The sequence below is a fragment of the Agrobacterium sp. SUL3 genome (assembly GCF_001263295.1).
GTDB classification, from domain to species: Bacteria; Pseudomonadota; Alphaproteobacteria; order Rhizobiales; family Rhizobiaceae; genus Agrobacterium; species Agrobacterium tomkonis.
In genome coordinates, this window is the sequence record NZ_KQ414503.1 from 201,736 (window position 1) to 226,599 (window position 24,864).

Consider the following 24,864-nt stretch of genomic DNA (forward strand, 5'->3'; position numbering starts at 1 on the left):
AAATCGCGCGCCTGAAATATTTCGGTCTTTCCGGGTTTGGCCATCACCGCCCTTCGTTCGGCGGATGATGCGGACGTGCCTGTTTCAGGCGGGTAACTGTCCCCCCGGAATGGCGGTGTCAGCCGCCATATTGGTCGTCCGTCACCTTCTCCATCCAGTCCACCACCTTGCCGTCCTTGACTTCCTGAAGTGCGATATGGGTCATGGCGACATTGGGAGCCGCGCCGTGCCAATGCCTTTCGCCGGGTGCGAACCAGACGATATCGCCGGGACGGATTTCTTCCACCGGGCCACCCTCGCGCTGCACGCGGCCAAAGCCGGAGACGACGATCAGTGTCTGGCCCAGTGGATGGGTGTGCCAGGCGGTACGGGCGCCGGGCTCAAAGGTGACCTGTGCACCCTGAACCCGCTCCGCATCGAAGGGATTGAACAGCGGATCAATGCGGACCGTGCCGGTGAACCAGTCCTCGGGTCCCTTGGCGGATGCCCGGGTTCCTGCGCGCAATATTTCCATGGTCATTCTCCTGATTGGAATCGTGTGGTGATTTGAGGCGGGAATTCCCCTGTTGTCCACAGGGGCGTTCAAACCTGGTCGGGCGAAGAGGCTGCAGACATTTTTGAAGCCACCGGCTTCGATCATTTTGAAGGGTTATCGCACTCTTTTGCGCGTATTTTGCGACACTGTCAGCATTGATTTTGCCTTCCTTCCAGACGCCGCGAGAAAAATCGCGCTCGGGATTGACTCGATTATGAAAACGGTTACATTCGCTCATGTAAACGGTTTCATTAGTTAAAAACCGTGCTTGGAGGAGCAAATTTCATGTTTAGACATTTGATGGCTGCCGCCGCTTTGGTGCTGGCGGCCGGCACGTCGGCGTACGCCCAGGAGCAGAGCTTCAAGATCGGTCTTTCCAACTCGTTCGTCGGCAGCGAATGGCGCACGCAGATGATCGAGGAAGCTCAGGCTGCCGCAAAGGCATGGGGCGAAAAGGGCGTCAAGGTCGAAGTCGTCGTTCAGAGCGGCAATGTCGATGTGCAGGGGCAGATCGGTCATATCCGCAATTTCATGAACCAGGGCGTTGATGCGATCCTCATCAATCCCGGCAGCCCGACGGCTTTCGATCCGATCTTCGCACAGGCCAAGGCACGCAACATTCTCGTCATCGCAACCGACGCCGAAGTGTCCTCGAAGGATGCGCTCTATGTCGGCATCGACCAGAAGGCATGGGCGGCGCAATCCGCGCAATGGCTTGCGGATGCGCTGAAGGGCAAGGGAAGCATCGTCGCCATCAACGGCATCGCCGGCAACCCCGCCAACGAAGCCCGCGTTGCCGGTTATCGCGAAGTGTTCAAGAAATACCCTGACATCAAGGTGCTGAACGAAGCCAATGCGAGCTGGGATCAGGCGCAGGGCCAGCAGGCCATGCAGAACCTGCTTGCCACCTATCCTGATATCAGCGGCGTCTGGGTGCAGGACGGCATGGCAGACGGCGCGTGGCGCGCCATCGAAGCCGCCGGCAAGACCAAGGACATTGCAGCGACCGGTGAAATCCGCAAGGACTTCATGACCCGCTGGGAAAAGGAAAAGTTCAACTCCGGCGCTTCGGTCAATCCTCCCGGCGTCATGGCCAGCGCGCTCAACGTCGCTGTCCTGAAGCTGCAGGGCAAGGAATTCAAGGACGGTGTTTTCGGCGGCACCTATGGTAACGCCATCTATATTCCGATCCCCTTCGTCAGCAACGATAACCTCGCGGACAACATCAAGTCCGCCGATGGCAAGCCGGGCTACTGGTCGGTCACGGCAACCGTGACGCCGGAACAGGCCGGCGAGTTCTTCAAGTAAGAGCCGTTTCGGGTCGGCGACAAGCGCCGGCCCGAACCAGAATTTCGAGTGCGGACCGGGCCTTGGCCGGCCGCCTGTGACAAGCACAATTCGGGGACATGCGATGGCGAACGCTCTGGAAGCGGCCGGCATAACGAAGAATTTTGGCGCGGTTCGCGCGCTTTCCGACGGCAGGCTGACAGTTGGTCGCGGTGAAATTCACGCATTGCTGGGCGCCAATGGCTGCGGCAAGAGCACGCTCTGCAAGATCGTTGCGGGTGCGGTGGCTCCAACCAGCGGTACCATCAGGTTCAACGGCGAAAACGTGCGATTCAAAAGCCCGCGGGACGCCGAAAATGCCGGTATTGCGCTGTTTTATCAGGAACTCAGCCTTATTCCGCAGCTTTCCGTCGCCGACAATATTTTCCTCGGGCGCGAGCCGAAACGCGGCGTCTTTGTCGACGGCAAGACGCTGAAGGCCGAAGCGGCGAGACTGATCGCGCTGTTTGACGGCGTGGCTGGCGAAGGGCTGGAGCCGGATGCGATCGTCGGCAATCTGCCGCCGGATCAGCGGCAGCTCGTCGAAATCCTCAAGGTCTTCGCCCAGAACGCCAGCCTGATGATCATGGACGAGGCGACAGCGGCGCTCGATGGCCGCCAGTCCCAGCGCTTTTTTGAGATACTCCGGGCCAAGAAGGCCGACGGTGTCTCCACCATCATGATTTCCCACCGTCTCGACGAGGTTTTCTCCGTCTGCGACCGCATCACCGTCATGCGGAACGGCGCGACGATTTCCGAACTCGATACGGCGGCAACCACGCGCGAAGCTGTGGTGCATGACATGGTTGGCGATGTTCGGGCCGCTCCTGCCCGTCAGAAAGGGCGTTCGGCTGCTGCACCGAGCCTGAAGCTGGCGGATGTGGCGGGTGAGGGCGTTCGCGGTGTCACTCTCGAAGCCTATCCGGGCGAAATCGTCGGTCTGGCCGGCCTGCAGGGTCAGGGCCAGTCGGCCTTGCTGAAGGGTCTTTTCGGTGCCAACCCATTTGCAGCCGGACAAATCCGGTTTGAGGGCCGTGAAATCACCATCGGCAAACCTTCGCAGGCGGTTCATAGCGGCTTTGCCTATGTCTCTGGCGACCGTGGCCGTGACGCGTCCCTTCAGGGCCGGTCGATCTTCGAAAATCTCGTTGCGGCGCTGATGGTGCGCGAAAAGATGCGGCTGGTCCGTCCCGCGACGCTGAAGCCGCGCGTGCAGAAGGTCGCGGACGATATGAAGACGAAGTTCGCCGGCCTGGATATGCCGATAGGCACGCTATCGGGCGGCAACCAGCAGAAAATCTTTATCTCCCGCTGGCTCGCCACCGCACCGAAGCTGCTGCTGCTCGACGATCCGACCAAGGGCATCGATCTTGGCGCGAAGGCGGATCTCTTCGCCCTGATGCGCCAGCAGGCCGATGCCGGCGCGACCATCCTTCTTTATTCCTCTGAAGATGCGGAAATCCTCGAATATGCCGACCGCATTCTTGTGTTCAACGGTGGACGCATTTCTGCGGAACTGACCGGAGCCGACATGACATCCGTAAACATGACCCGCGCCGCCTATGGAGATGCCGCATGAGCGCCTCCGGTTTTCTGCGCAGACAGCCATGGGTCATCACCCTCGTCGTACTGGCGCTTCTCATCGCCGTGAACACGTTTCTGCAACCCTCCTTCGTTCAGCCCTCCGTGCTGCAATCGAACCTGACGACGTTTCTGCCGCTGATCCTGATCGCCATCGGCCAGACCTATGTCATTCTGGCGGGCGATATCGATCTGTCGGTCGGCAGCATCGTGGCGCTCGCCAATGTCGCCACCGTCAGTGTCATCGCAGCACTTGGCGGCACGACGGGGGCCGTCTTCGCCGGCATGGCGGCGGGTGTGGCCGTCGGGCTGCTCTGCGGACTGGTCAATGGCCTCTTCATATCCGGCCTGCGCTTCCAGCCAATCGTCACCACCTTCGCAACCGGCATCATCTTCGCCGGGCTGGCGATCTGGGTGCTACCGCAGGCCGGTCTTCCGGTGCCGGAAGCCTATTGGCAAACCTATTCCGGCAGCTTCATCGGCTTGCCCTTCGTGCTGTGGGTGCTGATTGGGGGCATCGCCTTCACCCTCATCGTGTCGCGTATTCCGTTTCACACGCACCTGCTGGCCGTTGGCGGCAATCGCACCGGTGCCTTCCAGACGGGTCTGCGCCTCTCGGGCATCCGTATCGGCGCATATATGATCTCCGGTCTGTTTTCGGCGCTTGCGGCGCTGTGCCTGACGGGAGAGACCGCTTCTGGCGACCCGTTGCTGGGCGCAAGTCTGGCGTTGTCCTCCATCTCGGCCGTGGTTTTGGGCGGCACCGCACTTTCGGGCGGCTTCGGCAGCTCGACAGGGTCGATTGCCGGCGCGCTGGTGCTCGGCATGATCGGTAATGTGATTTTTTTTGCGGGCCTGCCTTTCGAGTACCAGACACTGGTGCAGGGTTTGATCGTGCTGACGGCGCTGGCCGGCGGTGTTCTGGTGACGAGGCGTTGATATGACCAATCCCGGCTTGCAACTCAAATCTATCGTCACCGATCCCCTGACCATCGCCATTGGTGCATCGGTCTTCCTGCTTCTGGTCGGCGAATTGCTGTCCCCCGGCTTCGCGCAAGGCTCGCAGATCGTGCGGCTGCTGACGATTGCCGCCATTCTCGGCATCGTCGCGGCGGGCCAGAACCTCGTCATCCTCGGTGGACGCGAAGGTATCGATCTTTCCGTCGGCGCGATGATCTCGCTTGGCGCGGTCCTTGCCGGCAACATGATGAACGGCCAGAATGCGGGCATTCCGCTCGCCATTCTCGTTGCAGGCGGCATTCCCTTCCTGATCGGTCTCATCAACGGTCTCGGCATCACCTTCGTGCGCATTCCGCCACTGGTCATGACGCTTGGCATGACGGCGGTGATCCAGGGCGGGTTGGTCGTTTATTCGCAGGGCGTTCCCTCCGGTGCTGCCGCACCGCTGCTGGCGGGCTTCATCAACCGCCCGCTCATTTTCGGCATCCCCGGCGTGCTTTTCGTCTGGCTGGGCATTGCCGCGATCATGCTGTTCGTGCTGCGCCGCACGGCGTTCGGCTTCGCCATTTACGCCATCGGCTCGAACGAGCGGGCGGCGACGCTCACCGGTTTGCCCGTGTCGCTGATCCGTACGCTGCTTTATGGCCTCTCCGGTCTGTTTGCCGGGCTGACCGGCGTCTGCGTGATCGGTTACACCGGCACCTCCTTCATCTCCGTCGGTGACCAATATGTGCTTCCGTCGATCATCGCAGTCGTCATCGGCGGCACTTCGCTTGCCGGCGGTGCGGGCGGATATGTCGGAACCATGGCCGGGGCGGTTGCGCTCACCATTCTGCAAAGCGTACTGATAACGCTCAACCTCGATGTATGGGCACGGCAGATCATATTCGGTGTCACGTTGCTAGCGCTGATGCTGCTTTATGGCCGCCAAAAGCAGTTGCGTGTGTGACAGATGAGCAAAGACCAAGGTTCGAATATCAGGGAAGTGGCAGCTCTCGCGGGCGTTTCCATCGCGACCGTATCGCGGGCGCTGCAGCAACCCGACAAGGTTCGCCCGGAAACCCGGAAGAAGGTTTTCGACGCCGTGCGGCAGGCCAACTTCGTCCCCAATGCGCAGGCGGCAAGCTTCCGGCGTCAATCCAACAACACCGTCATCCTTCTCGTTCGCGATATCGGCAACCCGTTTTATCTCGAAATCTACAAGGGTGTTGAGGAAGCGGCGGGCGAAGCGGGCTTCAAGGTGCTGATGGGCGATGCCCGCAACGACGAGAACCGCGTGGCGACCCACATCGATATGGTTCGCCAGAAACATGCCGACGGCCTTATCCTGATGACCGGACAGTTTCCCGCCGAGCTTCTCGATCAGGGCGACGCGCTGCCGCCGATCGTGATCGCGTCGGAAACGGTGCCCGGCCTCGCGCTGCCGACCGTCAAGGTGGACAACCGCGCCGCCTCCAAAAACGCCATGCGCCACCTCATCGAGGCGGGACATCAAAGGATCGTGCATCTGGCCGGTCCGGTCCCGGAAAGTCTGGCGCAGGAGCGTTTCGATGGCTATCGCGCGGCACTTGCCGAAGCCGGCATCACTTACGCCGACGAACTGGTGGTGACGGGCGACTACAGCATCGAGGCCGGCCGTCAGGCAATTGGCAGCCTTCTCGAAGGCGGCATTGCCTTCACCGCGATTTTCGCCTCGAGCGACCAGATGGCGATTGGTGCGATCAGCGAATTGCGTGCGCGTGGCGTTTCGGTTCCGGCCGATGTCTCCGTCATCGGCTTCGACGATATCATTTTTGCCAATGCTTTCGAACCGCCGCTGACGACGGTGCGCCAGCCCCGCCAGGAAATGGGTCGCAGGGCCATGGCGCTGATGGTGGACCGGCTGAACGGCAAACGCACGGCCGAAACCATCGTGCTGGATACGGAACTGGTGGTGCGCGGCTCGGTCGCGCCCTGCCGCCCGCCGCATCGGTAGCGGCCAGACTGTGAATGCAAGGAGTGTAAGGACATGAAGACGATCAAAGGCCCGGCGATTTTCCTCGCGCAATTTGTCGGGGACAAAGCGCCCTTCGACACGCTCGACAATCTCGGCCAATGGGCGGCTTCCCTCGGTTACAAGGGCATCCAGGTGCCGACCGATCCCAAACTCTTCGATCTTGAGAAAGCCGCTGCGTCCAAGACCTATTGCGACGACATCAAGGGCCGGCTTTCCGAGATGGGTATCGAGATCACCGAGCTTTCGACCCATATTCAGGGCCAGCTCGTCGCCGTTCACCCGGCCTATGACGAAATGTTCGACGGTTTTGCACCCGCCGAACTGCGTGGAAAACCCAGGGCGAGGCAGGAATGGGCGGTCAACCAGCTGAAATATGCGGCGAAAGCCTCGCAGCATCTCGGTCTCAAAAGCCACGCCACCTTCTCCGGCGCACTCGCCTGGCCCTTCGTTTACCCATGGCCGCAGCGCCCGGCCGGTCTTGTCGAAATGGCCTTTGCCGAACTTGGCAAGCGCTGGACACCTATTCTCGATGCCTTCGAGGAGAATGGCGTCGATCTCTGCTACGAGTTGCATCCGGGCGAGGACCTGCATGACGGCGTGACTTTCGAGCGCTTTCTCGAGGTCACCGGCAATCACTCGCGCGCCAACATCCTCTACGATCCCTCCCACTTCGTCCTTCAGGCGATGGACTATCTCGATTTCATCGACATTTACCACGAGCGCATCCGCGCCTTTCACGTCAAGGATGCCGAGTTCAATCCGACCGGCCGTTCCGGCGTTTATGGCGGTTATCAAAGCTGGGTCGACCGGCCGGGACGTTTCCGCTCGCTGGGCGACGGGCATGTCGATTTCGGCGCGGTGTTTTCCAAGCTCACCCAATATGATTTCGACGGCTGGGCGGTGCTGGAGTGGGAATGCGCGTTGAAACATCCGGAAGACGGCGCGCGCGAAGGCGCTGGCTTCATTGAAAACCACATCATCCGCGTGACCGAGCGGGCCTTCGACGATTTCGCCAAAAGCGGTGTCGATGATGCCGCCAACCGCCGCCTTCTCGGTCTCTGAAAGGAACATCATGTCCTCCACAACAGCAAAATTTAACAGCCGCCGCATCCGTCTCGGCATGGTCGGTGGTGGTCAGGGCGCCTTTATTGGTGCCGTGCATCGCATCGCGGCCCGGCTGGATGACCGCTACGAACTGGTGGCCGGCGCGCTTTCTTCCGATGCTGCGCGTGCTGCCGCTTCGGCAACCCTGCTCGGCATTGCACCGGAGCGTTCCTACGCCTCGTTCGAGGAAATGGCAGCGGCCGAAGCCGGCCGGGAAGATGGCGTCGAGGCAGTCGCCATCGTCACGCCAAACCATCTGCATTTCGCCCCGTCCAAGGCCTTTCTCGAAGCCGGCATCCACGTCATCTGCGACAAGCCGGTTACCGCGACGCTGGAGGAAGCGAAGGCACTGGCCGAGATCGTCAGGGCATCCGACAGCCTGTTCGTTCTGACGCATAATTACACCGGCTATGCGATGCTGCGGCAGATGCGCGAGATGATCGCTGATGGCTCCATCGGCAAGCTGCGCCACGTTCAGGCCGAATATGCGCAGGACTGGCTGACCGAAGCGGTTGAAAAGACCGGTGCCAAGGGCGCGGAATGGCGCACCGACCCCAGCCGTTCCGGCGCTGGCGGCGCAATCGGCGATATCGGCACGCACGCTTTCAACGCCGCGGCCTTTGTGACGGGCGAAATCCCCGCGAGCCTTTATGCCGATCTGACCTCTTTCGTTCCGGGCCGGCAGTTGGATGACAGCGCCAATATTCTGCTGCGCTATGCAAGCGGCGCAAAAGGCATGCTCTGGGCGAGCCAGATCGCGGTCGGCAATGAAAATGCGCTGTCGCTCAGGGTCTATGGCGACAAGGGCGGGCTTGAATGGCACCACAGGGTGCCAGACGAGCTGTGGTTTACGCCTTACGGGGAGCCGAAGCGGCTTATCACCCGCAACGGTGCGGGTGCCGGTGCGGCCGCCAACCGTGTCAGCCGCGTGCCGTCAGGGCACCCGGAAGGATATCTCGAGGGTTTTGCGACGATTTACCGCGAAGCCGCAGACGCAATCATCGCAAAAAGGGAGAGAAAGACAGCTGCCGGGGAGGTGATTTACCCCGGCATAGAGGACGGCCTTGCGGGTCTCGCATTCATCGATGCGGCCGTTCGGTCCAGCCGGACCTCGTCCTGGGTCGGGATCGACATCTAGACCACTGGATATCGGGGACTGACGACGCAGGGCACAGGAGGTGGTGCCCGGCATAACCCGGCCAGAAGGCCCGGAAAGGCGTGGGCACACGTGTCGTCACATTGATCAAACGGAAAGGGAGTTACGCGTTTGAAAACGTTCAAGTCAAAATTCGCAAGCATGGCAGTCGTTGTCGCATTGGCGGCCGGCATCGCAAACCCGGTTCTGGCGCAAGACAGCAAGACGCTGCCGATTGCCGCGCAGATGTACACATTGCGTAATGCGGGAACACTTGAGGAGCAGCTTGCCATCCTCAACCGCGCGGGCGTTTCGGCCGTGGAAACGGTGGATATGCAGAAGGTCAGCGCCAGCGAACTGAACGCGCTGCTGGAAAAGCACAAGATCAAGGTCATTTCCTCGCATGTGCCGATCGACAAGCTGCGCGGCAACCTCGATGAGGTCATCACCGAGCAGAAAGCCGTCGGCAATCCGGTCGTGACCGTGCCGTTCCTGAAGCCCGAAGACCGGCCGAAGGATGCCGCAGGCTGGACCGCCTTCGGCAAGGAACTTGGTGGTTACGCGGACAAGCTTTCCGCGGCGGGCCTTTCCATGGCCTATCACAATCATGATTTTGAAATGGTCAAGTTCGACGGCAAGACGGCGCTTGAGCTGCTGCTTGATGCGGCCGGCCCCAAGCTGCAGAGCGAACTCGATGTCGCCTGGGTGGCGCGCAGCGGCAATGATCCCGCCCAGTTTCTCGGCACATTGAAGGGCAAGGTTTTTGCCATCCACGCCAAGGACAATGCACCGGCCGGCACGGCGGAAAACGAGCGAGGCTTTGCCACACTCGGCACCGGCGTTCTCGACTGGAAGGCAATTCTGCCGGCGGCCAAGCAGGCCGGCGTCAAGTGGTTCATCCTTGAACACGACCTTCCGCTCGATGCCGAAGCTGTCGTGACCAAGGGCAACGCGTTCCTCAACGAACGCCTGCCGACCCTTCAGTAATCACTGCCAGTAAAACCAGAACCGCTCCCCGGCGGCCGGTTTCGCCGGGGCGCATGAGGTTCGACAGACGCATGACCAGTTTCCGCCGCACCGCGACGGGAAGCGCTTCGTCTCGTCGTTGTTTTTCCAAGTACACATCGGAGGAATTATCATGGCAGACAATCATTATGATGCGATTGTTGTCGGCTCGGGTATCAGTGGAGGCTGGGCCGCAAAGGAACTCACGCAAAAGGGCCTGAAGGTCCTGATGCTGGAGCGCGGCCGTAACATCGAGCACGTCACCGACTATCAGAATGCCGACAAGGAAGCCTGGGATTATCCCCACCGCAACCGCGCCACGCAGGAGATGAAGGCGAAATACCCCGTTCTCAGCCGCGATTACCTGCTGGAAGAGGCGACGCTCGGCATGTGGGCCGATGAGCAGGAAACGCCCTATGTCGAGGAAAAACGTTTCGACTGGTTCCGTGGCTATCATGTCGGCGGCCGCTCGCTGCTCTGGGGCCGCCAGACCTATCGCTGGTCGCAGACCGATTTCGAGGCCAATGCGAAAGACGGCATCGCCGTCGACTGGCCGATCCGCTATGAAGACGTCTCTCCCTGGTATGACTATGTCGAACGTTTTGCCGGCATTTCCGGCAGCCGCGAGGGGCTGGATATTCTTCCAGATGGCGAATTCCTGCCGCCCATTCCGCTCAATTTCGTGGAACAGGACGTGGCCAGCCGGCTGAAGAAGGCTTTCAAGGGCACGCGCCATCTCATCAATTCGCGCTGCGCCAACATTACCCAGGAACTTCCGGATCAGGAACGCACGCGCTGTCAGTTCCGCAACAAGTGTCGGCTGGGCTGTCCCTTCGGCGGCTATTTCAGCACGCAGGCATCGACCCTGCCTGCGGCGGTCGCTACCGGCAATCTCACCCTTCGGCCTTTCTCCATCGTCAAGGAAATCCTCTACGACAAGGACACGAAGAAGGCGCGCGGTGTTGAGATCATCGATGCAGAAACCAACCTGACCTATGAATACACCGCCGACATCATCTTCCTCAACGCCTCGACGCTGAACTCGACCTGGGTGCTGATGAATTCGGCCAACGATGTCTGGGAAGGCGGCCTCGGCAGCAGCTCCGGCGAACTCGGCCATAACGTGATGGACCACCATTTCCGCATGGGCGCCACCGGCCAGGTGGAAGGTTTCGAGGACTTCTATTTCAAGGGCCGCCGCCCGGCGGGCTTCTACATTCCGCGTTTCCGCAACACCGGCGACGACAAGCGCAAATACCTGCGCGGTTTCGGTTATCAGGGCTCCGCCAGCCGTTCGCGCTGGGAGCGGGAGATCGCCGAACTGAATATCGGTGCCGATTACAAGGAGGCGCTGACCGAGCCGGGCGGCTGGACCATCGGCATGACCGCCTTCGGCGAAATGCTGCCCTATCATGAGAACCGCGTGAAACTGGATCATGAGAAAAAGGACAAATGGGGCCTGCCGGTCCTGTCGATGAATGTCGAGATGAAGCAGAACGAACTCGACATGCGCGAAGACATGGTCAATGACGCCGTCGAGATGTTCGAGGCGGTCGGCATCAAGAATGTCAAACCCTCCAGGGGCAGCTATGCGCCGGGCATGGGCATCCACGAAATGGGAACGGCCCGTATGGGGCGCGACCCGAAAACCTCCGTCCTCAACGGCAACAACCAGGTCTGGGATGCACCCAACGTCTTTGTCACTGACGGCGCCTGCATGACCTCGGCCTCCTGCGTCAACCCGTCCTTGACCTATATGGCGCTGACGGCGCGTGCGGCTGATTTTGCCGTCTCCGAACTGAAGAAGGGGAACCTGTGATGAACAGACGCGAACTGCTGAAACTGATAGCCATCGCCACTGGCCTTCCACTGATCGGCGCGGATGTGTTGACTGCTGCGGAGAATGCCGCAAAGCCAGCCGGCGGCAGCCATGTGTTCAGCCCGGAGGATATCCGGTTTCTGGATGAGGTGGCGGAAACCATCATTCCCCGCACCTCCACGCCTGGTGCGAAGGATGCCGCTGTCGGCGCATTCATGGCGGTTTACGCGGCAGATTGTTATACCGACGAGCAGCGGGCACTTTTCCTTTCGGCGATCCCCGAAATCGAAAAGCGCAGTCAGGCCGAACACAAAAAGGCTTTTGCGGATTTGACGCCAGAACAGCGGCAGGCGTTGCTTGCCACGCTGGACAAGCAGGCGAAGGCGGAACAGACACCGGCAAAACCGCACGCCTTCACGCTGGTCAAACAGCTGACGCTGCTCGGTTTCTTCACCTCGAAGATCGGCGCAACGGAAGTTCTCGTTTATGACGAAATTCCCGGCGGTTTCGAAGACCGCGTTCCTTACAAGAAGGGCACGCCCGCGTGGGGCACGACCTGAACAGAGCAACCTCCGGCCCGTCCGCTTTTACGGGCGGGCCGTATTTATGCGGCAAGACAAGGATGACACGATGCGCAATACAATAATCATCGCGACGGCAATGCTGACCGCAAGCGCCATTCCCGCGCTCTCGGAGGGCGATGTTGCCAAGGGAGAGGCAGTCTTCAAGCGCTGTTCCGCCTGCCACGCCATTGGCGAGGGCGCGAAAAACCGGGTTGGCCCGCAGCTTAACGGCATCATTGGCCGCGCAGCGGGCGGCGTGCCCGACTATAATTATTCGAGCGCGATGAAAAAAGCGGGCGAGGACGGTCTCGTCTGGACACCGGAAGAATTGCGGGATTTCCTGAGCGCGCCGAAAAAGAAAATACCCGGAAACAAGATGGCGCTGGACGGCATCAGCAAGCCGGAAGATCTGGACAATCTCATCGCCTATATCGAAAGCGCGGCTTCGAAGCCGGTTGAGTGAGGGCGGCGGGACTACCTGCTCGAGGCGCGGCTCTTGGCGAAGGCCAGACGCATGGCGGCAGGCCCCTGCGCGCTATACCTGGCTTGCTTCGCCTTCCGCCAGCTGGGCAAGGCCCGGCAGATTGCAGACGAGAAGCTTCTGCCGTCCTCCCTGCACCAACCCCTTGGTTTCCCAGCTGCTGAGAATGCGTGAGACCGTGTGCAGCGTCGTGCCGGTCATCTCGGCGATATCCTGCCGCGAGATCGGGAAATCGATACGGATGCCGTCTTCCTCCTTGCGTCCGGCCTGCTGCGAAAGGCGCAGCACGGCATGAGCCACCCGGCGCTCCACTTCCTGCGTCGACATTTCGCGGATGCGCGTATGGGCTTCCTCGAGACGCTGGCCGATGGTCTGCATGGCGGAGACGGCAAGATGCGGGTTCTGTTCGACGAATTGCGGCCAGAGGTCCGTTTGCCACGACAGGATCACGCTTTCGGCAGCCGTGGTGGCTGTGCCGGGATAATCGGACCGTTGCAGTGCTCTTGCGAAACCGAAGAGATCACCGGGATGCACCATGCGCACGATGATCTGCTGGCCATCATGGGTCACCTGGGTCACCTTCAGGCGGCCGTGGATGAGCAGGAAGAAATGCGTGGCTGATTGGCCCTGCTCGAAAATGGCTTCGCCCGGCGGCACCAGCCGGGATGTGGCGTGGGTCAGCAGTCCGTCCAGCTCATCGTCGGCCATCTTGGCAAACAAGGCCAGCGACCGGATGACGCTTCGGTCAATCTTCACTTGCACCCTCTCCGGTGATCGGACGATCCTCAAGGTGATTGCATCGGCAATCGAGGAACGGCCTTTTCTGTATTGTCAGCATACAGCACTATCACCGGCGGCAGAAGATCAAATGATATGAATCAAGCACTTGTTTTAATTGATGATTGTCAAGAAAACAGGGTAGTGGCGCGAAGCTTTTCGAGAAGCGGCGCGTACCAGCGTGTGTCTCTCACGAGCCTGAACCCGAGATTATCAGGCGGCACGCCGACGGCACATCCGCCGCTTTTGGGGTTTTTGACGAAGGCGCTCATCGCCGCCCGGTGTTTGCCCGAGGCGACGGGAATGCCGCAGGAGGCGACGCTATCGATCGCCTCACCATCCTTGCCAAGTGTCACACGGTGGCTGCAGCTCGAGGTCCATTCCCAGACATTGCCACCGAAATCGGCAAGTCCATATTCGTTTTCGCCGAAGCTGCCATAGGATTGCGGAACGGGATTGCCAGAGGCCTTGCGACTGGTCTGCCGTTCATAATCGGCCAGCCAGCGTAAAGCCGGGTTTTCACTGTCCGCGGCGACACCGAGTGTCTCGTCCGGGAAAAGCGACCCGGCGGCAAAGGCGAGTTCAGCGTCGCTCGGCAGGCGCCAGACAGCGCCTGTCCGCTCACTTAGCCACTTTGCATAGGCGCGGGCGTCGTCCTGGCTGATGCCGGTTGCCGGTATTTCGCCGCCGACCGGAGCCGCAAAGCCGGGTTCCGGCTGCTGGCAGCCGCCCTCCGCCACGCAGCGCGCATAATCCGCGCTCGATACCTGATATTTCATGATCGTCAGATTTTGCTGCATCGCCACGTCGACCATCGGTCCATCGACGGCATAACCATTGCGGAAATATTCGCCCTCCGCCCGGTATGTGAAATGTCCGGCGGGCACGGTGACGACCTGCGGTGCCGTCAAGGCCGCGCGGTCATCAGCGCCGCTGCGGATGATCCCGGACTGGAAACCGATGGCCGTTGCCAGCAGCGTTGCAATAGAGAGCGGCAAAAGAAGCGAGACGGCATTTGGAAAGTGGCTGTTGCCGGGAATGCCCATGGGAACCTGCCTGCGTCGAGAAGACGCCAAAGTTCGGGCCTGCCTTCAGGCCGCGGAGAGCAGAAGGGGGAGCGCGCCGCGACCGTTGTCGGCGGCGCGCTTCCGTCTGTGTCAGATGCTCGAGGGGGCGAGCACCGCCTGCATCAGGGTGTTGTTCCACTCACCGGTCACCTTGAAGTGAGCGGCTGCACCCAGCTCGAAGGCCTCAATGAGGTTGTGGTTGACATAAGCGTAGATGCCGGGCTGCTCGAAGGTATAGAAGGCAGCGCCCGCCGTGCCGCCGGGAATGAACCAAGTTTCCTGGTCGAGATCCGGCGGGTTGCGGAATTTGCCCGTCGCCCAGACATAGTCGCCATGGCCGCCGATGAGATGCGGGCGGGTATCACGGTTTGCCTGCGAATGGACGATCAGCACCTTCTCGCCAACGGCGGCCTGAAGGGCATGTTCCCCGGTCAGGGCACCGACTGCGCCGTTGAAGACGATATGGGTCGGCGTCAGCTTGCGCATCACCTCCAGCGTGTCGGCCATGGCGTCGCCGGCGCTTTCATATTTCTTGAAATTGCCGTTCTCGTCGCGCGGGATGTAGAAGTCCTGCTCGCCGACATAATAGACCTTGTCATAAACAAGCTCCTTGCCGTGGCCGTCCGTCAGGCCCTCACGCGGCAGCACCATGATCGCGCCATTCATGCCCGAGGTAACATGCCACGGCACCATGCCGGGAGGTGCGCAGTGATAGACGAAGACGCCGGCCTTGGTGGCCTTGAAGCGCAGAATCGCCTTTTCACCGGGGTTGACGATGGTGAGCCCGCCGCCGCCGAGCGCGCCGGTGGCCGAGTGGAAATCGATATTGTGCTGCAGCTCGTTGGTATCGGGGTTGATGAGGGTCAGCTCGACATAGTCGTCCTGATGCACCACCATCAACGGGCCGGGAACCGAGCCGTTGAAGGTCATGGCGTGGACCTCGGTGCCCTTGTCGTCGAGAACCATCTTCTGCTCTTTGATCGTGAGCGTGAACTCGACGATCTTCGGTCCGCCTTCGGCTTTCTGCGTGTGGGCGTGCACGAAGGGCGGTTTGACGAGGTCAACCTTTACGCGAGGTAGCGCTGCAATCTCCGCGCTCGTCAATGGCTTTGCCGCGGCCTTCTTTTCCTCTGCCGCGCCCGCTGCCGATGGCATGATGACGGGAGCTATAGCCCCTGCAAATGCTGCGCCTGCGAGAATATTACGCCGTGTGATGTGGAAGGTTTCCGTCATCATTTTTCTCCTATCCCTCTTGGGGCAGAGCATGTTTCGCTCTGTCACAGCATTTGTAGCGGAGGGACGGAAATACAATTTGAGATGGAGCAAACTTCGCTTCCGGCACCCTGCGACATTTTGGCAGGCGGCTGAAGGCTGCTGCGGAGGCGTCACACCTCCTCTTTGCCTGTTCGCAAAGAAGCCGGACGGGCTTGGGTCTAGACATATGTCAAGACCAAACCAGGAGCATTATAATGAGTGGCAGCGAAACCGTTCTCACCGAAGGGCGCAGCCGGCCAAAGGGCGGCATTCCAAGAGGGCTGGGGCGCACCGGCCCGGTTATCTTTTCTTACGGCTTCCGGCCGTTTTTCCTCGGCGGCGCCATCTGGGCCATCGTGGCGATGGTGTTGTGGATCGCAGCCCTTTCCGGCTTCATCGACATTGGCGGGGACTATGGTGCGCCGAACTGGCATGCCCATGAGATGCTGTTCGGTTTCGCTTCGGCGGTGCTGGCCGGTTTTCTTTTGACGGCTGTGCCGAACTGGACGGGGCGACTTCCGGTATCGGGCAAACCGCTGGTCTGGCTGTTTGCGCTCTGGTGTGCTGGCCGGCTTTTCCTGCTTGTGCCGGACACGGTGGGCGTGGTCACCGCCGCAGCCGTGGACGGGCTTTTCCTGCCGGCGCTTCTCACGATCTGCGCGCGCGAGGTCATTGCCGGGCGCAAATGGAAAGACCTGAAGGTGCTGGGCGGGCTGCTGGCGCTTTCCCTCGCCAACATCATATTCCACGTTGCGGTGATTGGGGGCGATCATAGCCAGATCGCGACCCGCCTTGCGGTCTCGGCCTATACCGTGCTTGTCATTATCGTCGGCGGCCGCATCGTGCCGAGTTTCACCCGCAACTGGCTGAACCGGTTCGGCCGCACGGATTTTCCCGTGCCCTATAACGGCTTCGATACAGCCGCTATCCTGACCGGTATCGCGGCGCTGGCCGTCTGGACAATAGAACCCGAGAGCATCATGGCAGTGCCAACGGCGCTTCTGGCCGCGTTCATGCATGCGGTGCGCCTGATCCGCTGGCGTGGCTGGACGACATGGCCGGAGCAGGTGCTGGTGGTGCTGCATGTGGCCTATGCCTTCATTCCCGTCGGTTTCATCACCATTGCGCTGGCGGCGCTTGACGTGATGGACACGCGCTCCGTCCTGCATGTCTTCACCGTCGGCGTTATCGGCTGCATGATGCTTGCGGTGATGACGAGAGCGAGCCTTGGCCATACCGGACGCAAGCTCGCGGCCAGCAGGGTCACTATTGCCGCTTATGTGGCGCTGATCGCCTGCGCGCTCTTGAGACCGGCGGCCGAGTTCTTCCCCGGTGCGATGATGCACCTTTATGCTTGCTCGGCGTTTCTCTGGATCGTGGGCTTCGGTCTTTTCTGCATCGAATACGGACCTATCCTGATGCGCGAGCGCAAACCGCTGAAAGCCTAGAAGGCTTGCTTGCGATACTGCCAAAAACGAAACGCCCCGGAGGTAATTTCCGGGGCGTTTCGGTTTCGGGGATTTGATATCTGGCTTAATGCGCGCCGGCGCCGGCGCGGATGAAGATGCGAAACGCCGTGCGAGCGTCGTCGAAATTGCCGGCCCATTGATGGCCCCGAGCCAAAAGTTCCGGGTAAAGAAAAGTCGGCTCCTGCGGCATCAGCACGAAGATCACGGCGCCCGGCGGAAGACGGTCGAGCGCTGTAAGCGTACGGCTCGCCTGGCCTTCGGCCGTCTCGTCGCTGAGGTCGAGATAGATGACCGGGTCCGGCCATATCTGCGGCTCCTCGGCATTGCCCGCAAGCGCCGGCGAAACGGAAATCTGTTCGGTTTCAGCGGATTGCGGCGTGAACAGCACTTCCCAGTCGCCGCCGCCGATTTCCCGGACCTGATGGTCGAAACCGCGCTCGGCCATCACCTTGAACAGCGGGATGGGCCGGAAGGTGGAGTATAAGCGCAGCGCCTCACCGGGAGCAAGCCCGGCCACGGCTTCCATGATGGCCGGAAAGGGCTCGCCACCGCTCAGCAAAAGCGGCCGGACATCGAGTTCCCTGATCATTTCCGTCATTGCATCACCTCATCTGTCGGCTGGCGGCGGCATGGGCCGTCCGCCAGAGGTCTTTTCACCACACCGCCGGGGCAGGGGTCAATGTTCGGATCCGCAGCAGCATTCGCAGCCGGACATATCGTCCTCGGAACCTTCGGCCTGTTCTTCCAGCCGGCCGATATCGAGACGCCAGACTTCCGGACCCTGTTCGAGATATTCCCAGCCGAACTGGCCGGGGAAATTGGTGGCCAGCTGGTAAAGCAGCGGACGGGGATCGTGATCACTGGTGATCTGCAGCGATTGCCCCTCGGTCAACGCGCCGAGCGCACCGAAAATGCGCGGATGGCGCTCGCGATGCGGAATGATGCGCACATCGATATTGGTTGCGGATTGGGCTTCGGACATAGGCTGGCTCCATGGCCGCGAATACTGAAATGTCCGGCGGTGCGGCCGGCCGGCGGACTGGAAAAACCTATCCGCCGTGCCGTTGGGAGACATTGTCGCCGCGCAAACAAACCTGAGATTCGTCAGGTTCGTCTGCGCGACATGCTTCAGCCCGCAAGGCTGCGATAGATCGCCGGCAGCGCCGATGGCAGCTTGGCGATCCTGCTGACGATGGCATAACCGTTCTGGCCGAACATGGCCGGAATATAGGATTGCGCCTTGCTGTCGACCGTTACGCCGAAGACGCTGACGCCCGAGCGCCGCGCCTCGGAAACCGCACGGCGGCTGTCCTCTATGGCGAAGCGGCCCTCATAGTGGTCGACATCGTTCGGCTTGCCGTCCGTCAGCAGCAGAAGCAGCTTGCGGCGCTCCGGCCTCTCATGCAGCTTGGCGCTGGCGTGGCGGATGGCGGGGCCGATGCGGGTGTAGAAACCGGGCTTCAGCGCCGCGATGCGACGCTCGACAGTGTGGCCCATCGGCTCGTCGAAATCCTTCACCGTCTCCACCCGCACCCAGGAACGGCGGCGGGAGGTGAAGGTCAGGATGGAGTGGCTGTCGCCGCAGGCCGAAAGCCCGTGGGCAAGCACCAGCAGGGCCTCCTTTTCCACATCGAGAACCCGGCGATTGTCGAACCAGGCATCGGTCGAAAGCGATACGTCGACGAGGATCGTCACGGCAAGATCGTGCGCCTGCGGGCGGCTTGCCATATGAATGCGGTCGCTGCCCTGTCCTCCGGCGGCGATATCGCTTCTGGCGCGAACCACGGCATCAAGATCGAGATCGTTGCCGTCAAGCTGGGCGCGCAGCATTTCGTGGCGTGGCCGCAGCACCTCGAATTGCCGCCTGACCCGGCGGATGAGGCTTTTGGTGTCCGGGCCGGGTTCCGGTGCCGTTTCGGCGTCCTTCGCCGGACCGGCGATGACCCGGCAATGGTCGGCGAGATAGGTACCGCTGCGATAATCCCATTCGGGATATGTCAGCTCCGCTGTCATCGGGGTATGTTTCAGTGCTTCAGGAGGCAGGTCGAGATCGAAGCGGAAGCGGGCGGAAGGCCGTCCCTTTCTTTCACCCAGCGTCATATCGTCAAGCTCGTCGGCCGCACTGCCGTCGGCATCGTCGCTGTCGTCACCCGGACGGTCGACATTGACCATCTCCGCCATGGCGAGGATCTTTTCGAAACGGTTGAGGATGAAGGGGCTGCGTTCGGTCTGGCGGTTCTCGGCCTTTTCGCGCACGGCGATATGGCGGGCCGCTTCCGCGCCCTGCGGCGCGGCGCCCGCTGCCGGCTGGTCTTCGCTCTGCCTGGCCTCGGATGTTTCGCGCAGCAGCGTGTCCGGCCAGAGCGGCACCGGCAGCATCGGCAGGTAGCGTGGCGGCGCTTTTTTCGGAAGACCGGCGGGCGGCGGATAGCCCTCGATCCCTGCCGCATCGGCCAGCATGGAAAGCACCCGTTGCTCCACCTGCTGTTCCGCCTGCGGCAACGGTCGTTTCTGCCGCACCGCGAGCATGGCGGCGCATAGCCGGCGATAACGGGTCTTCATGCCGGGAAAAGCATGGGTTACGGTCTCCGCCAGTTCTGCGGCGCGGTCGAGCCGGGCAAGATCGTTGCGCAGCGGATCGGCAGCTACGACCGGTTCAAGCGGCATCAGCGCCATGGCGGCAGCGAGCCAGAGATAGAGATCGCGGTTGAGGCGGCGGTCGGGAAATAGATCCAGCACCGGCGGCAGCATCAGCGTGGCGTGATCGCGCCCGGGCTGGGCCAACTTTTCTTCGCCAAGGCCCATGCGCTGGCGCAGCCTCAGCCGGTGTGTGGAGGTGCGGGCGCGGGCAGGGGCGATCTGCACCGCATGTTCACCGCCAAAACCGCGGAAACAGATGGCCAGCACGGCCTGCATCTCCTCCAGCTTCACGGCATGATCCGGGAAGCGCAACCATGTGCCGGTTTCGCCGATCAGCCTGTGCCAGGCGCGGCCGACGGTTTCTTCCAGTTCCAGAAAGTCCAGCATGGTTTATCCTCATGGCATCGGACCGGACTGCGCGGGGCCGCGCAATCCGGTGTGGATATCAAAGCGCCTATCGAATGATCGCATCCGCGACTTCATGCAGCGCGGCTTTCACATCCGGCTCGTCGGTCAGCGGTTCGATCATGGTTGCGCGCACGGCCTGGCGGGCGGGAAGGCCCGTATCGATGAGGCTGGCGCAATAGACGAGCAGCCGGGTGGAAACGCCTTCTTCCAGATCGTGGCCCTTCAGGCCGCGCAGCCGGTGGGCAAGATCAACAAGCGGCTCGACATCGCGCGCATCCAGCCCGCTTTCATGAGAGACGACGGCGATTTCCTGTTCCTTGGGCAGAAAGTCGAATTCGATGGCGACGAAACGCTGGCGGGTGCTGGGTTTCAGACTTTTCAGAAGGTTCTGGTAGCCGGGGTTATAGGATACCACGAGCATGAAGCCGGATGGCGCTTCCAGCACTTCGCCGGTGCGCTCCAGCGGCAGGATGCGGCGGTCGTCGGTGAGCGGATGCAGCACGACAGCCACATCCTTGCGCGCCTCGACGATCTCGTCGAGGTAACATATGCCGCCCTGGCGCACGGATCGCGTCAGCGGGCCGTCCATCCACATGGTTTCGCCGCCTTTCAGCAGGTAACGACCGGTCAGGTCGGCGGCGGCAAGATCGTCGTGGCACGAAACGGTGGAAAGCGGCAGGCCGAGTTTCGCCGCCATATGGCTGACGAAACGGGTCTTGCCGCAACCGGTCGGGCCTTTCAGCAGAAGCGGCAATTGCCGCACCCAGGCGCTTTCAAACAGCGTGCATTCATTGCCGAGCGGTGTGTAAAAAGGCGCGTCCGGTTGCGGCTGCGGCGCGGGACGGAAAATCGTGTTCATGGTCATCTCCATGGTTGGTGGCAAGGAACCGGCTCTCCGGGGGAAAAGGAGAGCCGGTTCGTTTCTCATTCGGCGGGCTGCACGAGGCGGGCAACGTCGCCCTGTTTCTGCTTGCCCGGTACCAGGATTGCCCAGATGAACATGACCGCCGAAATGAGAACCGCGAAACCGGAACCGAGACGGATCCAGTAGAAGATCGCCAGCTGGTCCTGCACATCCATGAAGCTTTCGCCCATGACCCGCTGCAGCTGGATCTGCACCACGCCGGCGAATGTCAGCGCAAAGGTCATGACCGACATGGCCGTGCACATGACCCAGAAGCTCGTCATCGAAAGCCACTGGTTGTAAGGCGCACGCTTCTTCATTTCCGGGATGGCATAGGCCATCATGGCAAGGTTCAGCATCACATAGGCGCCGAAGAAGGCGAGATGCCCGTGGGCGGCGGTAAGCTGCGTGCCGTGGGTGTAATAGTTCACCGACGACAGCGTGTGCAGGAAGCCCCAGACGCCGGCGCCGAAGAAGGCCATGACCGAGCAGCCGATCGACCATAACAGCGCAGCGCGGTTCTCATGCTTGCGGCCGGCCTTCCAGGTCATGACGAAGGTGAAGATGACCATGGTGAAGAAGGGGGCCACTTCCAGTGTCGAGAACAGCGAACCGATCCACTGCCAGTAACCCGGTGCGCCGATCCAGTAATAGTGGTGGCCGGTGCCGAGGATGCCTGAGAAAAGGGCGAGGCCAACGATGACATAGAGCCATTTTTCCACCACTTCGCGGTCGATGCCATTGAGCTTGATCATCAGGAAGGCAAGGATCGACGCCATGATCAGTTCCCACACACCTTCCACCCAAAGATGGATGACGTACCACCAGTACATCTTGTCGAGCGCGAGGTTCATGGGGTTATAGAAGGCGAAGAGGAAGAAGATCGCCAGACCCCAGAGACCGAAGAGCAGGATGTTGATGACGGTGGTCTTGCGGCCCTTAAGCGCCGTCATGGTGATGTTGAACAGGAACATCAGCACCACAAGGACGATGCCGACCTTGATGGCGAAGGGCTGTTCGAGGAATTCGCGGCCTTCATGGATGCGGAACATATAGCCGACCACGGCGACGGCGGCGGCCACAAGGAAGATCCAGAACTGCGCGATGGCGAGCTTGGGGCTGTAAAGCTCCGTTTCCGTCTCTTCCGGCAGAAGATAGAAGGTCGAGCCCATGAAGCCCATCAGCAGCCACACGACCAGCGCATTGGTGTGGATCATACGCACGATGTTGAAGGGCAGAAGCTCGGAAAGCGTATTGGGCAGCACGTAGATCGTCGCGGCGACGACGCCGAACAGGATCTGCGCCACGAACAGCCCGATTGCGCCGTAAAAATACAGCATGGCGACTTTTTGCGTCTGGTATTTCATCTTGTCATCTCCTTGCCGTCAGCCTCAACCCGCATCGTTCGGCGGCCAGTTCTGCGTCTTGATCCGGCTCGTCCATTCGAGGAAATCGACGAGATCATCGAGTTCCTGTTCGGTGAGATTGAATTGCGGCATCTGGCGCCGGCCTTCGATGCCGGTGGGCTGGGCGGCCATCCACGCCTTGATGGAATCGCGGGCCGTTTCCTTGTCTTCCACGCCGCCATAACGCTTCCAGACATTGCCGAGTTCGGGCGCGAAATAGGCACCTTCGCCGAGCAGCGTGTGACAGTTGATGCAGGAATTTTTCTCCCACACGTGTTTGCCGCGCGCGACGCTTTCCGTCAGCGTGCTTTCATCCGTCGAGGTGGTGCGCATGTAATAATGGCTATGGGCCGTCAGCCCGACGAATATGGCGAAGAAGAAGATGGAGCCGCCGTAAAAGACGTTTCGCGCTCCTGTTTTGGTCAGGCGTTCTGCCATGCCAATGGTCCTTTCCATCCGGAAGACCGCTTATGCGGACTGGCTTGATCGAACCCTCTTGCCGGGATTTGCCAGCAAGCTGGCGAAATGCGGTGGGGTCTGAACCCTTTCTAGCCGCTGGCCGCCGGCGTTCTTTGCCATTTGGCAAACAAGCGGCGAGGTGGGGTGGCCTGCCCCTTTCAGAGCGACAAAATGCCCTGGAGGAACGCTCGCAAAAGGGCTGCGGCGGCGAAGATGGCGGGCCATGCCAGAAGCGCCGTGCGTAGCAGGCCGCGCTCTTCGCGAAAGCCGAGAAAGTCGTCGATGACGCGTCTGGATTTCATAAGTGCGAAAAGCAGCATCAGGCAGGCGGTGGCAACCGGCGGCAGAAGCGCCGCCTTCCATGATGTGACGACGGCCGTGCCGGCGAGAACGAGAATGGCAAGCACTGCAAAACTTCTTGCAAGCTGGTGGGAGGTGCGTTGGATCATGATTGTCAAACCAGATAAATAACGGGAAAAATGACGATCCAGACCAGATCGATGACATGCCACAGCGTCGTCACCAGCGTAACGTTCTCGTTTTTCGGCAAGACTGCGACGATGAACAGCAGCACGGCCACGAAGACGACATGCAGCAGGTGGAAGCCGGTGAGCAGGAAATAAAGCTCGAAGAACGCGCCATAGGCGGGATCGGAGGCGAAGGCGATTTCGGTGGAGTATTCATAGAGTTTTACGCCGACGAAAGCGAAGCCCAGCAGGCCGGCAAGCACAAGTGCCCGCCTTTTGCCCGGCAGCGCGGTGTGGCGGCTGGCCGCAACGGCCGCCTGCCAGCCGCTCGCCAGCAAGATCAGCGTATTGAGACCGGCAAGCTGCGGCTGTAGATGTTGGCGGCCAGCGGCAAATCCCTCAGCATCGAGGGCAAAAGCGATGATGAACGCCCCGGTGAGCGCACCGAAGGCGGCAAGCTCGCTCCAGACCAGAATCCACAGGAGCAGGTTTCCGCTTTCCTCTTCCGTATTGATCGCCATGGCCTTGTCCGTAATTGTAAAACAGCAAGACACGCTTAGGCGTCCTCAAACCCCGCTTCTTTGCGGTCGGTCAAAGAAGGGAGCGCGCAAAGTCCTATTGTCCTGACAAAGCGCAACTCTGGAAAATGGAGCTTCCCATGAACGACGCGCAGGTCGGGCTGATTGTCGCAACCCCTGTTATCATTGGCTTTGCGGTGCTGTTGTACCGTATGGGTGTGTTGCAGCGCATGGGCGCGGTTTCCGCCGTACTTGCCTCCGTGGCCATTGCTTCGGTGCTGTTCCTGAACCAGTGAGAAGACAGTCGCATGCTTGAACTTGTCGCCGCTCTTTCGCTTTTTGTGGCGCTGCATTCCATTCCCGCCGTGCCCGCCGTGCGTGGCTGGTTGATCGCGGCCATCGGCCGGCCCGCCTATTTCGGGGCTTATTTCTTGGTGTCGCTTCTGGCGCTGGGCTGGGTGTTTTATGCCGCGCTGTCGGTCGATTATATTCCGCTCTGGGATGTCGCGCCCTGGCAGGCGCATGTCACCTTTCTCGCAGCGCCGATTGGTCTGTTTTTCGTGCTGGCCGGTCTTCTCAGCGTCAATCCGCTTTCCATTTCCGTGCGGCAGGGAGATAAACCGGGGGCAATCGTGCGCATCACGCGGCATCCGGTGCTTGTCGGTTTCCTGTTCTGGTCGCTCGGCCATGTCGTGCCGAATGGCGACCTGCGTTCCGTCATTCTCTTCGGCGGTTTTGCCCTGTTTTCGCTTGGCGGAATGGCGATGACGGAAAAACGCGCGCGGAAAAGACTGGGTAATGCATGGAGCACGGCGGCTGCTAAAAACGCAACGATCCCTTTCGCAGCAATCCTTTCCGGCAAAACACGCCTCGCCGTGGACGGGCCGATGATACTAGCCGCGGCGCTGACAGGGTTGACGGTCTGGTGGCTGCTGGCCGGCGGCCATGCCATGCTCTTCGGCGCAGACCCCATGGCCTATTTCTGAAGAG

General features: G+C 60.9%; 26 protein-coding genes. 14 read left to right on the plus strand and 12 right to left on the minus strand.

The features are described 5' to 3' along the window. Nucleotides 1–118 precede the first annotated feature (118 nt). Nucleotides 119–514 carry a (R)-mandelonitrile lyase gene (locus AKG12_RS13690; RefSeq protein ID WP_052819220.1) on the minus strand — a complete coding sequence of 132 codons (396 nt, stop codon included), beginning with the start codon at nucleotides 512–514 and terminating at the stop codon, nucleotides 119–121. Nucleotides 515–820: 306 nt separating this feature from the next. Here AKG12_RS13690 and AKG12_RS13700 point away from each other — a divergent pair, with 306 nt between their 5' ends. From AKG12_RS13700 to AKG12_RS13750, 11 genes are all read left to right on the plus strand, one after another. Then, entirely contained in the window at nucleotides 821–1,843 is a 1,023-nt protein-coding gene (locus AKG12_RS13700; RefSeq protein ID WP_052819221.1) for a substrate-binding domain-containing protein, read from the plus strand. A gap of 103 nt (nucleotides 1,844–1,946) precedes the next feature. Further along, nucleotides 1,947–3,440 carry a sugar ABC transporter ATP-binding protein gene (locus AKG12_RS13705; RefSeq protein WP_052819222.1) on the plus strand — a complete coding sequence of 498 codons (1,494 nt, stop codon included), beginning with the start codon at nucleotides 1,947–1,949 and terminating at the stop codon, nucleotides 3,438–3,440. Then, a complete protein-coding gene (locus tag AKG12_RS13710) occupies nucleotides 3,437–4,381 on the plus strand; it encodes an ABC transporter permease (RefSeq protein ID WP_052819223.1) in 945 nt (314 codons plus the stop codon). The genes AKG12_RS13705 and AKG12_RS13710 overlap by 4 nt, the downstream gene beginning before the upstream one ends. A gap of 1 nt (nucleotide 4,382) precedes the next feature. Further along, nucleotides 4,383–5,351: an ABC transporter permease gene (locus AKG12_RS13715; RefSeq protein ID WP_052819224.1), complete on the plus strand. Its 969-nt coding sequence runs from the start codon at nucleotides 4,383–4,385 to the stop codon at nucleotides 5,349–5,351. 3 nt (nucleotides 5,352–5,354) lie between these two features. Next, the gene (locus tag AKG12_RS13720; RefSeq protein WP_052819225.1) at nucleotides 5,355–6,377 is read left to right on the plus strand and encodes a LacI family DNA-binding transcriptional regulator; all 1,023 of its coding nucleotides are present in this window, start codon (nucleotides 5,355–5,357) and stop codon (nucleotides 6,375–6,377) included. A gap of 33 nt (nucleotides 6,378–6,410) precedes the next feature. Beyond that, entirely contained in the window at nucleotides 6,411–7,460 is a 1,050-nt protein-coding gene (locus AKG12_RS13725; RefSeq protein WP_052819226.1) for a sugar phosphate isomerase/epimerase family protein, read from the plus strand. 10 nt (nucleotides 7,461–7,470) lie between these two features. Beyond that, nucleotides 7,471–8,640, plus strand: coding sequence for a Gfo/Idh/MocA family protein (locus AKG12_RS13730; RefSeq protein ID WP_052819305.1), 1,170 nt, complete (start codon nucleotides 7,471–7,473; stop codon nucleotides 8,638–8,640). 129 nt (nucleotides 8,641–8,769) lie between these two features. Then, the gene (locus AKG12_RS13735; protein ID WP_052819227.1) at nucleotides 8,770–9,624 is read left to right on the plus strand and encodes a sugar phosphate isomerase/epimerase family protein; all 855 of its coding nucleotides are present in this window, start codon (nucleotides 8,770–8,772) and stop codon (nucleotides 9,622–9,624) included. A 151-nt stretch (nucleotides 9,625–9,775) separates the two neighbouring features. Further along, nucleotides 9,776–11,461 (plus strand): GMC oxidoreductase, encoded by a 1,686-nt coding sequence (locus AKG12_RS13740; protein WP_052819228.1) that lies wholly within the window; start codon nucleotides 9,776–9,778, stop codon nucleotides 11,459–11,461. After that, nucleotides 11,461–12,021, plus strand: a complete 561-nt coding sequence (locus AKG12_RS13745) for a gluconate 2-dehydrogenase subunit 3 family protein (RefSeq protein ID WP_046800963.1) — start codon at nucleotides 11,461–11,463, stop codon at nucleotides 12,019–12,021. The genes AKG12_RS13740 and AKG12_RS13745 overlap by 1 nt, the downstream gene beginning before the upstream one ends. A 70-nt stretch (nucleotides 12,022–12,091) precedes the next feature. Next, nucleotides 12,092–12,487 carry a c-type cytochrome gene (locus AKG12_RS13750; protein WP_052819306.1) on the plus strand — a complete coding sequence of 132 codons (396 nt, stop codon included), beginning with the start codon at nucleotides 12,092–12,094 and terminating at the stop codon, nucleotides 12,485–12,487. A 72-nt stretch (nucleotides 12,488–12,559) separates the two neighbouring features. On the opposite strand, the gene AKG12_RS13755 is transcribed toward AKG12_RS13750, so the two are convergent. The 3 genes from AKG12_RS13755 to nirK all read right to left on the minus strand — a co-directional run bounded on the left by AKG12_RS13755 (nucleotide 12,560) and on the right by nirK (nucleotide 15,582). After that, the gene (locus AKG12_RS13755) at nucleotides 12,560–13,261 is read right to left on the minus strand and encodes a Crp/Fnr family transcriptional regulator (protein WP_046800962.1); all 702 of its coding nucleotides are present in this window, start codon (nucleotides 13,259–13,261) and stop codon (nucleotides 12,560–12,562) included. Between the two features lie 149 nt (nucleotides 13,262–13,410). Then, entirely contained in the window at nucleotides 13,411–14,328 is a 918-nt protein-coding gene (locus AKG12_RS13760; RefSeq protein ID WP_052819229.1) for an SUMF1/EgtB/PvdO family nonheme iron enzyme, read from the minus strand. 111 nt (nucleotides 14,329–14,439) lie between these two features. Further along, on the minus strand, nucleotides 14,440–15,582 hold the full coding sequence (nirK, locus tag AKG12_RS13765; RefSeq protein ID WP_052819230.1) for a copper-containing nitrite reductase: 1,143 nt from the start codon (nucleotides 15,580–15,582) through the stop codon (nucleotides 14,440–14,442). Between the two features lie 236 nt (nucleotides 15,583–15,818). Here nirK and AKG12_RS13770 point away from each other — a divergent pair, with 236 nt between their 5' ends. Next, nucleotides 15,819–17,051 (plus strand): NnrS family protein, encoded by a 1,233-nt coding sequence (locus AKG12_RS13770; protein ID WP_052819231.1) that lies wholly within the window; start codon nucleotides 15,819–15,821, stop codon nucleotides 17,049–17,051. 85 nt (nucleotides 17,052–17,136) lie between these two features. Here AKG12_RS13770 and AKG12_RS13775 read toward each other — a convergent pair whose 3' ends face one another. The 8 genes from AKG12_RS13775 to AKG12_RS13810 all read right to left on the minus strand — a co-directional run bounded on the left by AKG12_RS13775 (nucleotide 17,137) and on the right by AKG12_RS13810 (nucleotide 23,877). After that, nucleotides 17,137–17,670 carry a DUF2249 domain-containing protein gene (locus AKG12_RS13775; RefSeq protein WP_052819232.1) on the minus strand — a complete coding sequence of 178 codons (534 nt, stop codon included), beginning with the start codon at nucleotides 17,668–17,670 and terminating at the stop codon, nucleotides 17,137–17,139. 78 nt (nucleotides 17,671–17,748) lie between these two features. Further along, nucleotides 17,749–18,054 (minus strand): DUF2249 domain-containing protein, encoded by a 306-nt coding sequence (locus AKG12_RS13780; protein WP_046800958.1) that lies wholly within the window; start codon nucleotides 18,052–18,054, stop codon nucleotides 17,749–17,751. Between the two features lie 146 nt (nucleotides 18,055–18,200). Next, the gene (locus AKG12_RS13785; RefSeq protein ID WP_052819233.1) at nucleotides 18,201–20,099 is read right to left on the minus strand and encodes a nitric oxide reductase activation protein NorD; all 1,899 of its coding nucleotides are present in this window, start codon (nucleotides 20,097–20,099) and stop codon (nucleotides 18,201–18,203) included. 67 nt (nucleotides 20,100–20,166) lie between these two features. Next, a complete protein-coding gene (locus tag AKG12_RS13790) occupies nucleotides 20,167–20,979 on the minus strand; it encodes a CbbQ/NirQ/NorQ/GpvN family protein (RefSeq protein ID WP_052819307.1) in 813 nt (270 codons plus the stop codon). 65 nt (nucleotides 20,980–21,044) lie between these two features. Further along, a complete protein-coding gene (locus AKG12_RS13795) occupies nucleotides 21,045–22,391 on the minus strand; it encodes a nitric-oxide reductase large subunit (RefSeq protein WP_046800956.1) in 1,347 nt (448 codons plus the stop codon). A 24-nt stretch (nucleotides 22,392–22,415) separates the two neighbouring features. Continuing rightward, a complete protein-coding gene (locus AKG12_RS13800; protein WP_046800955.1) occupies nucleotides 22,416–22,868 on the minus strand; it encodes a c-type cytochrome in 453 nt (150 codons plus the stop codon). Nucleotides 22,869–23,047: 179 nt separating this feature from the next. Next, nucleotides 23,048–23,338 carry a hypothetical protein gene (locus AKG12_RS13805; protein ID WP_052819234.1) on the minus strand — a complete coding sequence of 97 codons (291 nt, stop codon included), beginning with the start codon at nucleotides 23,336–23,338 and terminating at the stop codon, nucleotides 23,048–23,050. A 5-nt stretch (nucleotides 23,339–23,343) separates the two neighbouring features. After that, entirely contained in the window at nucleotides 23,344–23,877 is a 534-nt protein-coding gene (locus tag AKG12_RS13810; protein WP_052819235.1) for a cytochrome c oxidase subunit 3, read from the minus strand. Nucleotides 23,878–24,014: 137 nt separating this feature from the next. Here AKG12_RS13810 and AKG12_RS13815 point away from each other — a divergent pair, with 137 nt between their 5' ends. Further along, a complete protein-coding gene (locus AKG12_RS13815) occupies nucleotides 24,015–24,170 on the plus strand; it encodes a hypothetical protein (RefSeq protein ID WP_003504656.1) in 156 nt (51 codons plus the stop codon). A 12-nt stretch (nucleotides 24,171–24,182) separates the two neighbouring features. Beyond that, nucleotides 24,183–24,860, plus strand: a complete 678-nt coding sequence (locus AKG12_RS13820) for an NnrU family protein (protein ID WP_052819236.1) — start codon at nucleotides 24,183–24,185, stop codon at nucleotides 24,858–24,860. The last annotated feature ends 4 nt before the right edge of the window (nucleotides 24,861–24,864 follow it).

Coding starts and splice junctions, on each gene's coding strand:
- AKG12_RS13690 (WP_052819220.1), bottom strand. CDS start 514: ATGGAAATATTGCGCGCAGGAACCCGGGCATCCGCCAAGGGACCCGAG.
- AKG12_RS13700 (WP_052819221.1), top strand. CDS start 821: ATGTTTAGACATTTGATGGCTGCCGCCGCTTTGGTGCTGGCGGCCGGC.
- AKG12_RS13705 (WP_052819222.1), top strand. CDS start 1,947: ATGGCGAACGCTCTGGAAGCGGCCGGCATAACGAAGAATTTTGGCGCG.
- AKG12_RS13710 (WP_052819223.1), top strand. CDS start 3,437: ATGAGCGCCTCCGGTTTTCTGCGCAGACAGCCATGGGTCATCACCCTC.
- AKG12_RS13715 (WP_052819224.1), top strand. CDS start 4,383: ATGACCAATCCCGGCTTGCAACTCAAATCTATCGTCACCGATCCCCTG.
- AKG12_RS13720 (WP_052819225.1), top strand. CDS start 5,355: ATGAGCAAAGACCAAGGTTCGAATATCAGGGAAGTGGCAGCTCTCGCG.
- AKG12_RS13725 (WP_052819226.1), top strand. CDS start 6,411: ATGAAGACGATCAAAGGCCCGGCGATTTTCCTCGCGCAATTTGTCGGG.
- AKG12_RS13730 (WP_052819305.1), top strand. CDS start 7,471: ATGTCCTCCACAACAGCAAAATTTAACAGCCGCCGCATCCGTCTCGGC.
- AKG12_RS13740 (WP_052819228.1), top strand. CDS start 9,776: ATGGCAGACAATCATTATGATGCGATTGTTGTCGGCTCGGGTATCAGT.
- AKG12_RS13745 (WP_046800963.1), top strand. CDS start 11,461: ATGAACAGACGCGAACTGCTGAAACTGATAGCCATCGCCACTGGCCTT.
- AKG12_RS13750 (WP_052819306.1), top strand. CDS start 12,092: ATGCGCAATACAATAATCATCGCGACGGCAATGCTGACCGCAAGCGCC.
- AKG12_RS13760 (WP_052819229.1), bottom strand. CDS start 14,328: ATGGGCATTCCCGGCAACAGCCACTTTCCAAATGCCGTCTCGCTTCTT.
- nirK (WP_052819230.1), bottom strand. CDS start 15,582: ATGACGGAAACCTTCCACATCACACGGCGTAATATTCTCGCAGGCGCA.
- AKG12_RS13770 (WP_052819231.1), top strand. CDS start 15,819: ATGAGTGGCAGCGAAACCGTTCTCACCGAAGGGCGCAGCCGGCCAAAG.
- AKG12_RS13775 (WP_052819232.1), bottom strand. CDS start 17,670: ATGACGGAAATGATCAGGGAACTCGATGTCCGGCCGCTTTTGCTGAGC.
- AKG12_RS13780 (WP_046800958.1), bottom strand. CDS start 18,054: ATGTCCGAAGCCCAATCCGCAACCAATATCGATGTGCGCATCATTCCG.
- AKG12_RS13785 (WP_052819233.1), bottom strand. CDS start 20,099: ATGCTGGACTTTCTGGAACTGGAAGAAACCGTCGGCCGCGCCTGGCAC.
- AKG12_RS13790 (WP_052819307.1), bottom strand. CDS start 20,979: ATGAACACGATTTTCCGTCCCGCGCCGCAGCCGCAACCGGACGCGCCT.
- AKG12_RS13795 (WP_046800956.1), bottom strand. CDS start 22,391: ATGAAATACCAGACGCAAAAAGTCGCCATGCTGTATTTTTACGGCGCA.
- AKG12_RS13800 (WP_046800955.1), bottom strand. CDS start 22,868: ATGGCAGAACGCCTGACCAAAACAGGAGCGCGAAACGTCTTTTACGGC.
- AKG12_RS13805 (WP_052819234.1), bottom strand. CDS start 23,338: ATGATCCAACGCACCTCCCACCAGCTTGCAAGAAGTTTTGCAGTGCTT.
- AKG12_RS13810 (WP_052819235.1), bottom strand. CDS start 23,877: ATGGCGATCAATACGGAAGAGGAAAGCGGAAACCTGCTCCTGTGGATT.
- AKG12_RS13815 (WP_003504656.1), top strand. CDS start 24,015: ATGAACGACGCGCAGGTCGGGCTGATTGTCGCAACCCCTGTTATCATT.
- AKG12_RS13820 (WP_052819236.1), top strand. CDS start 24,183: ATGCTTGAACTTGTCGCCGCTCTTTCGCTTTTTGTGGCGCTGCATTCC.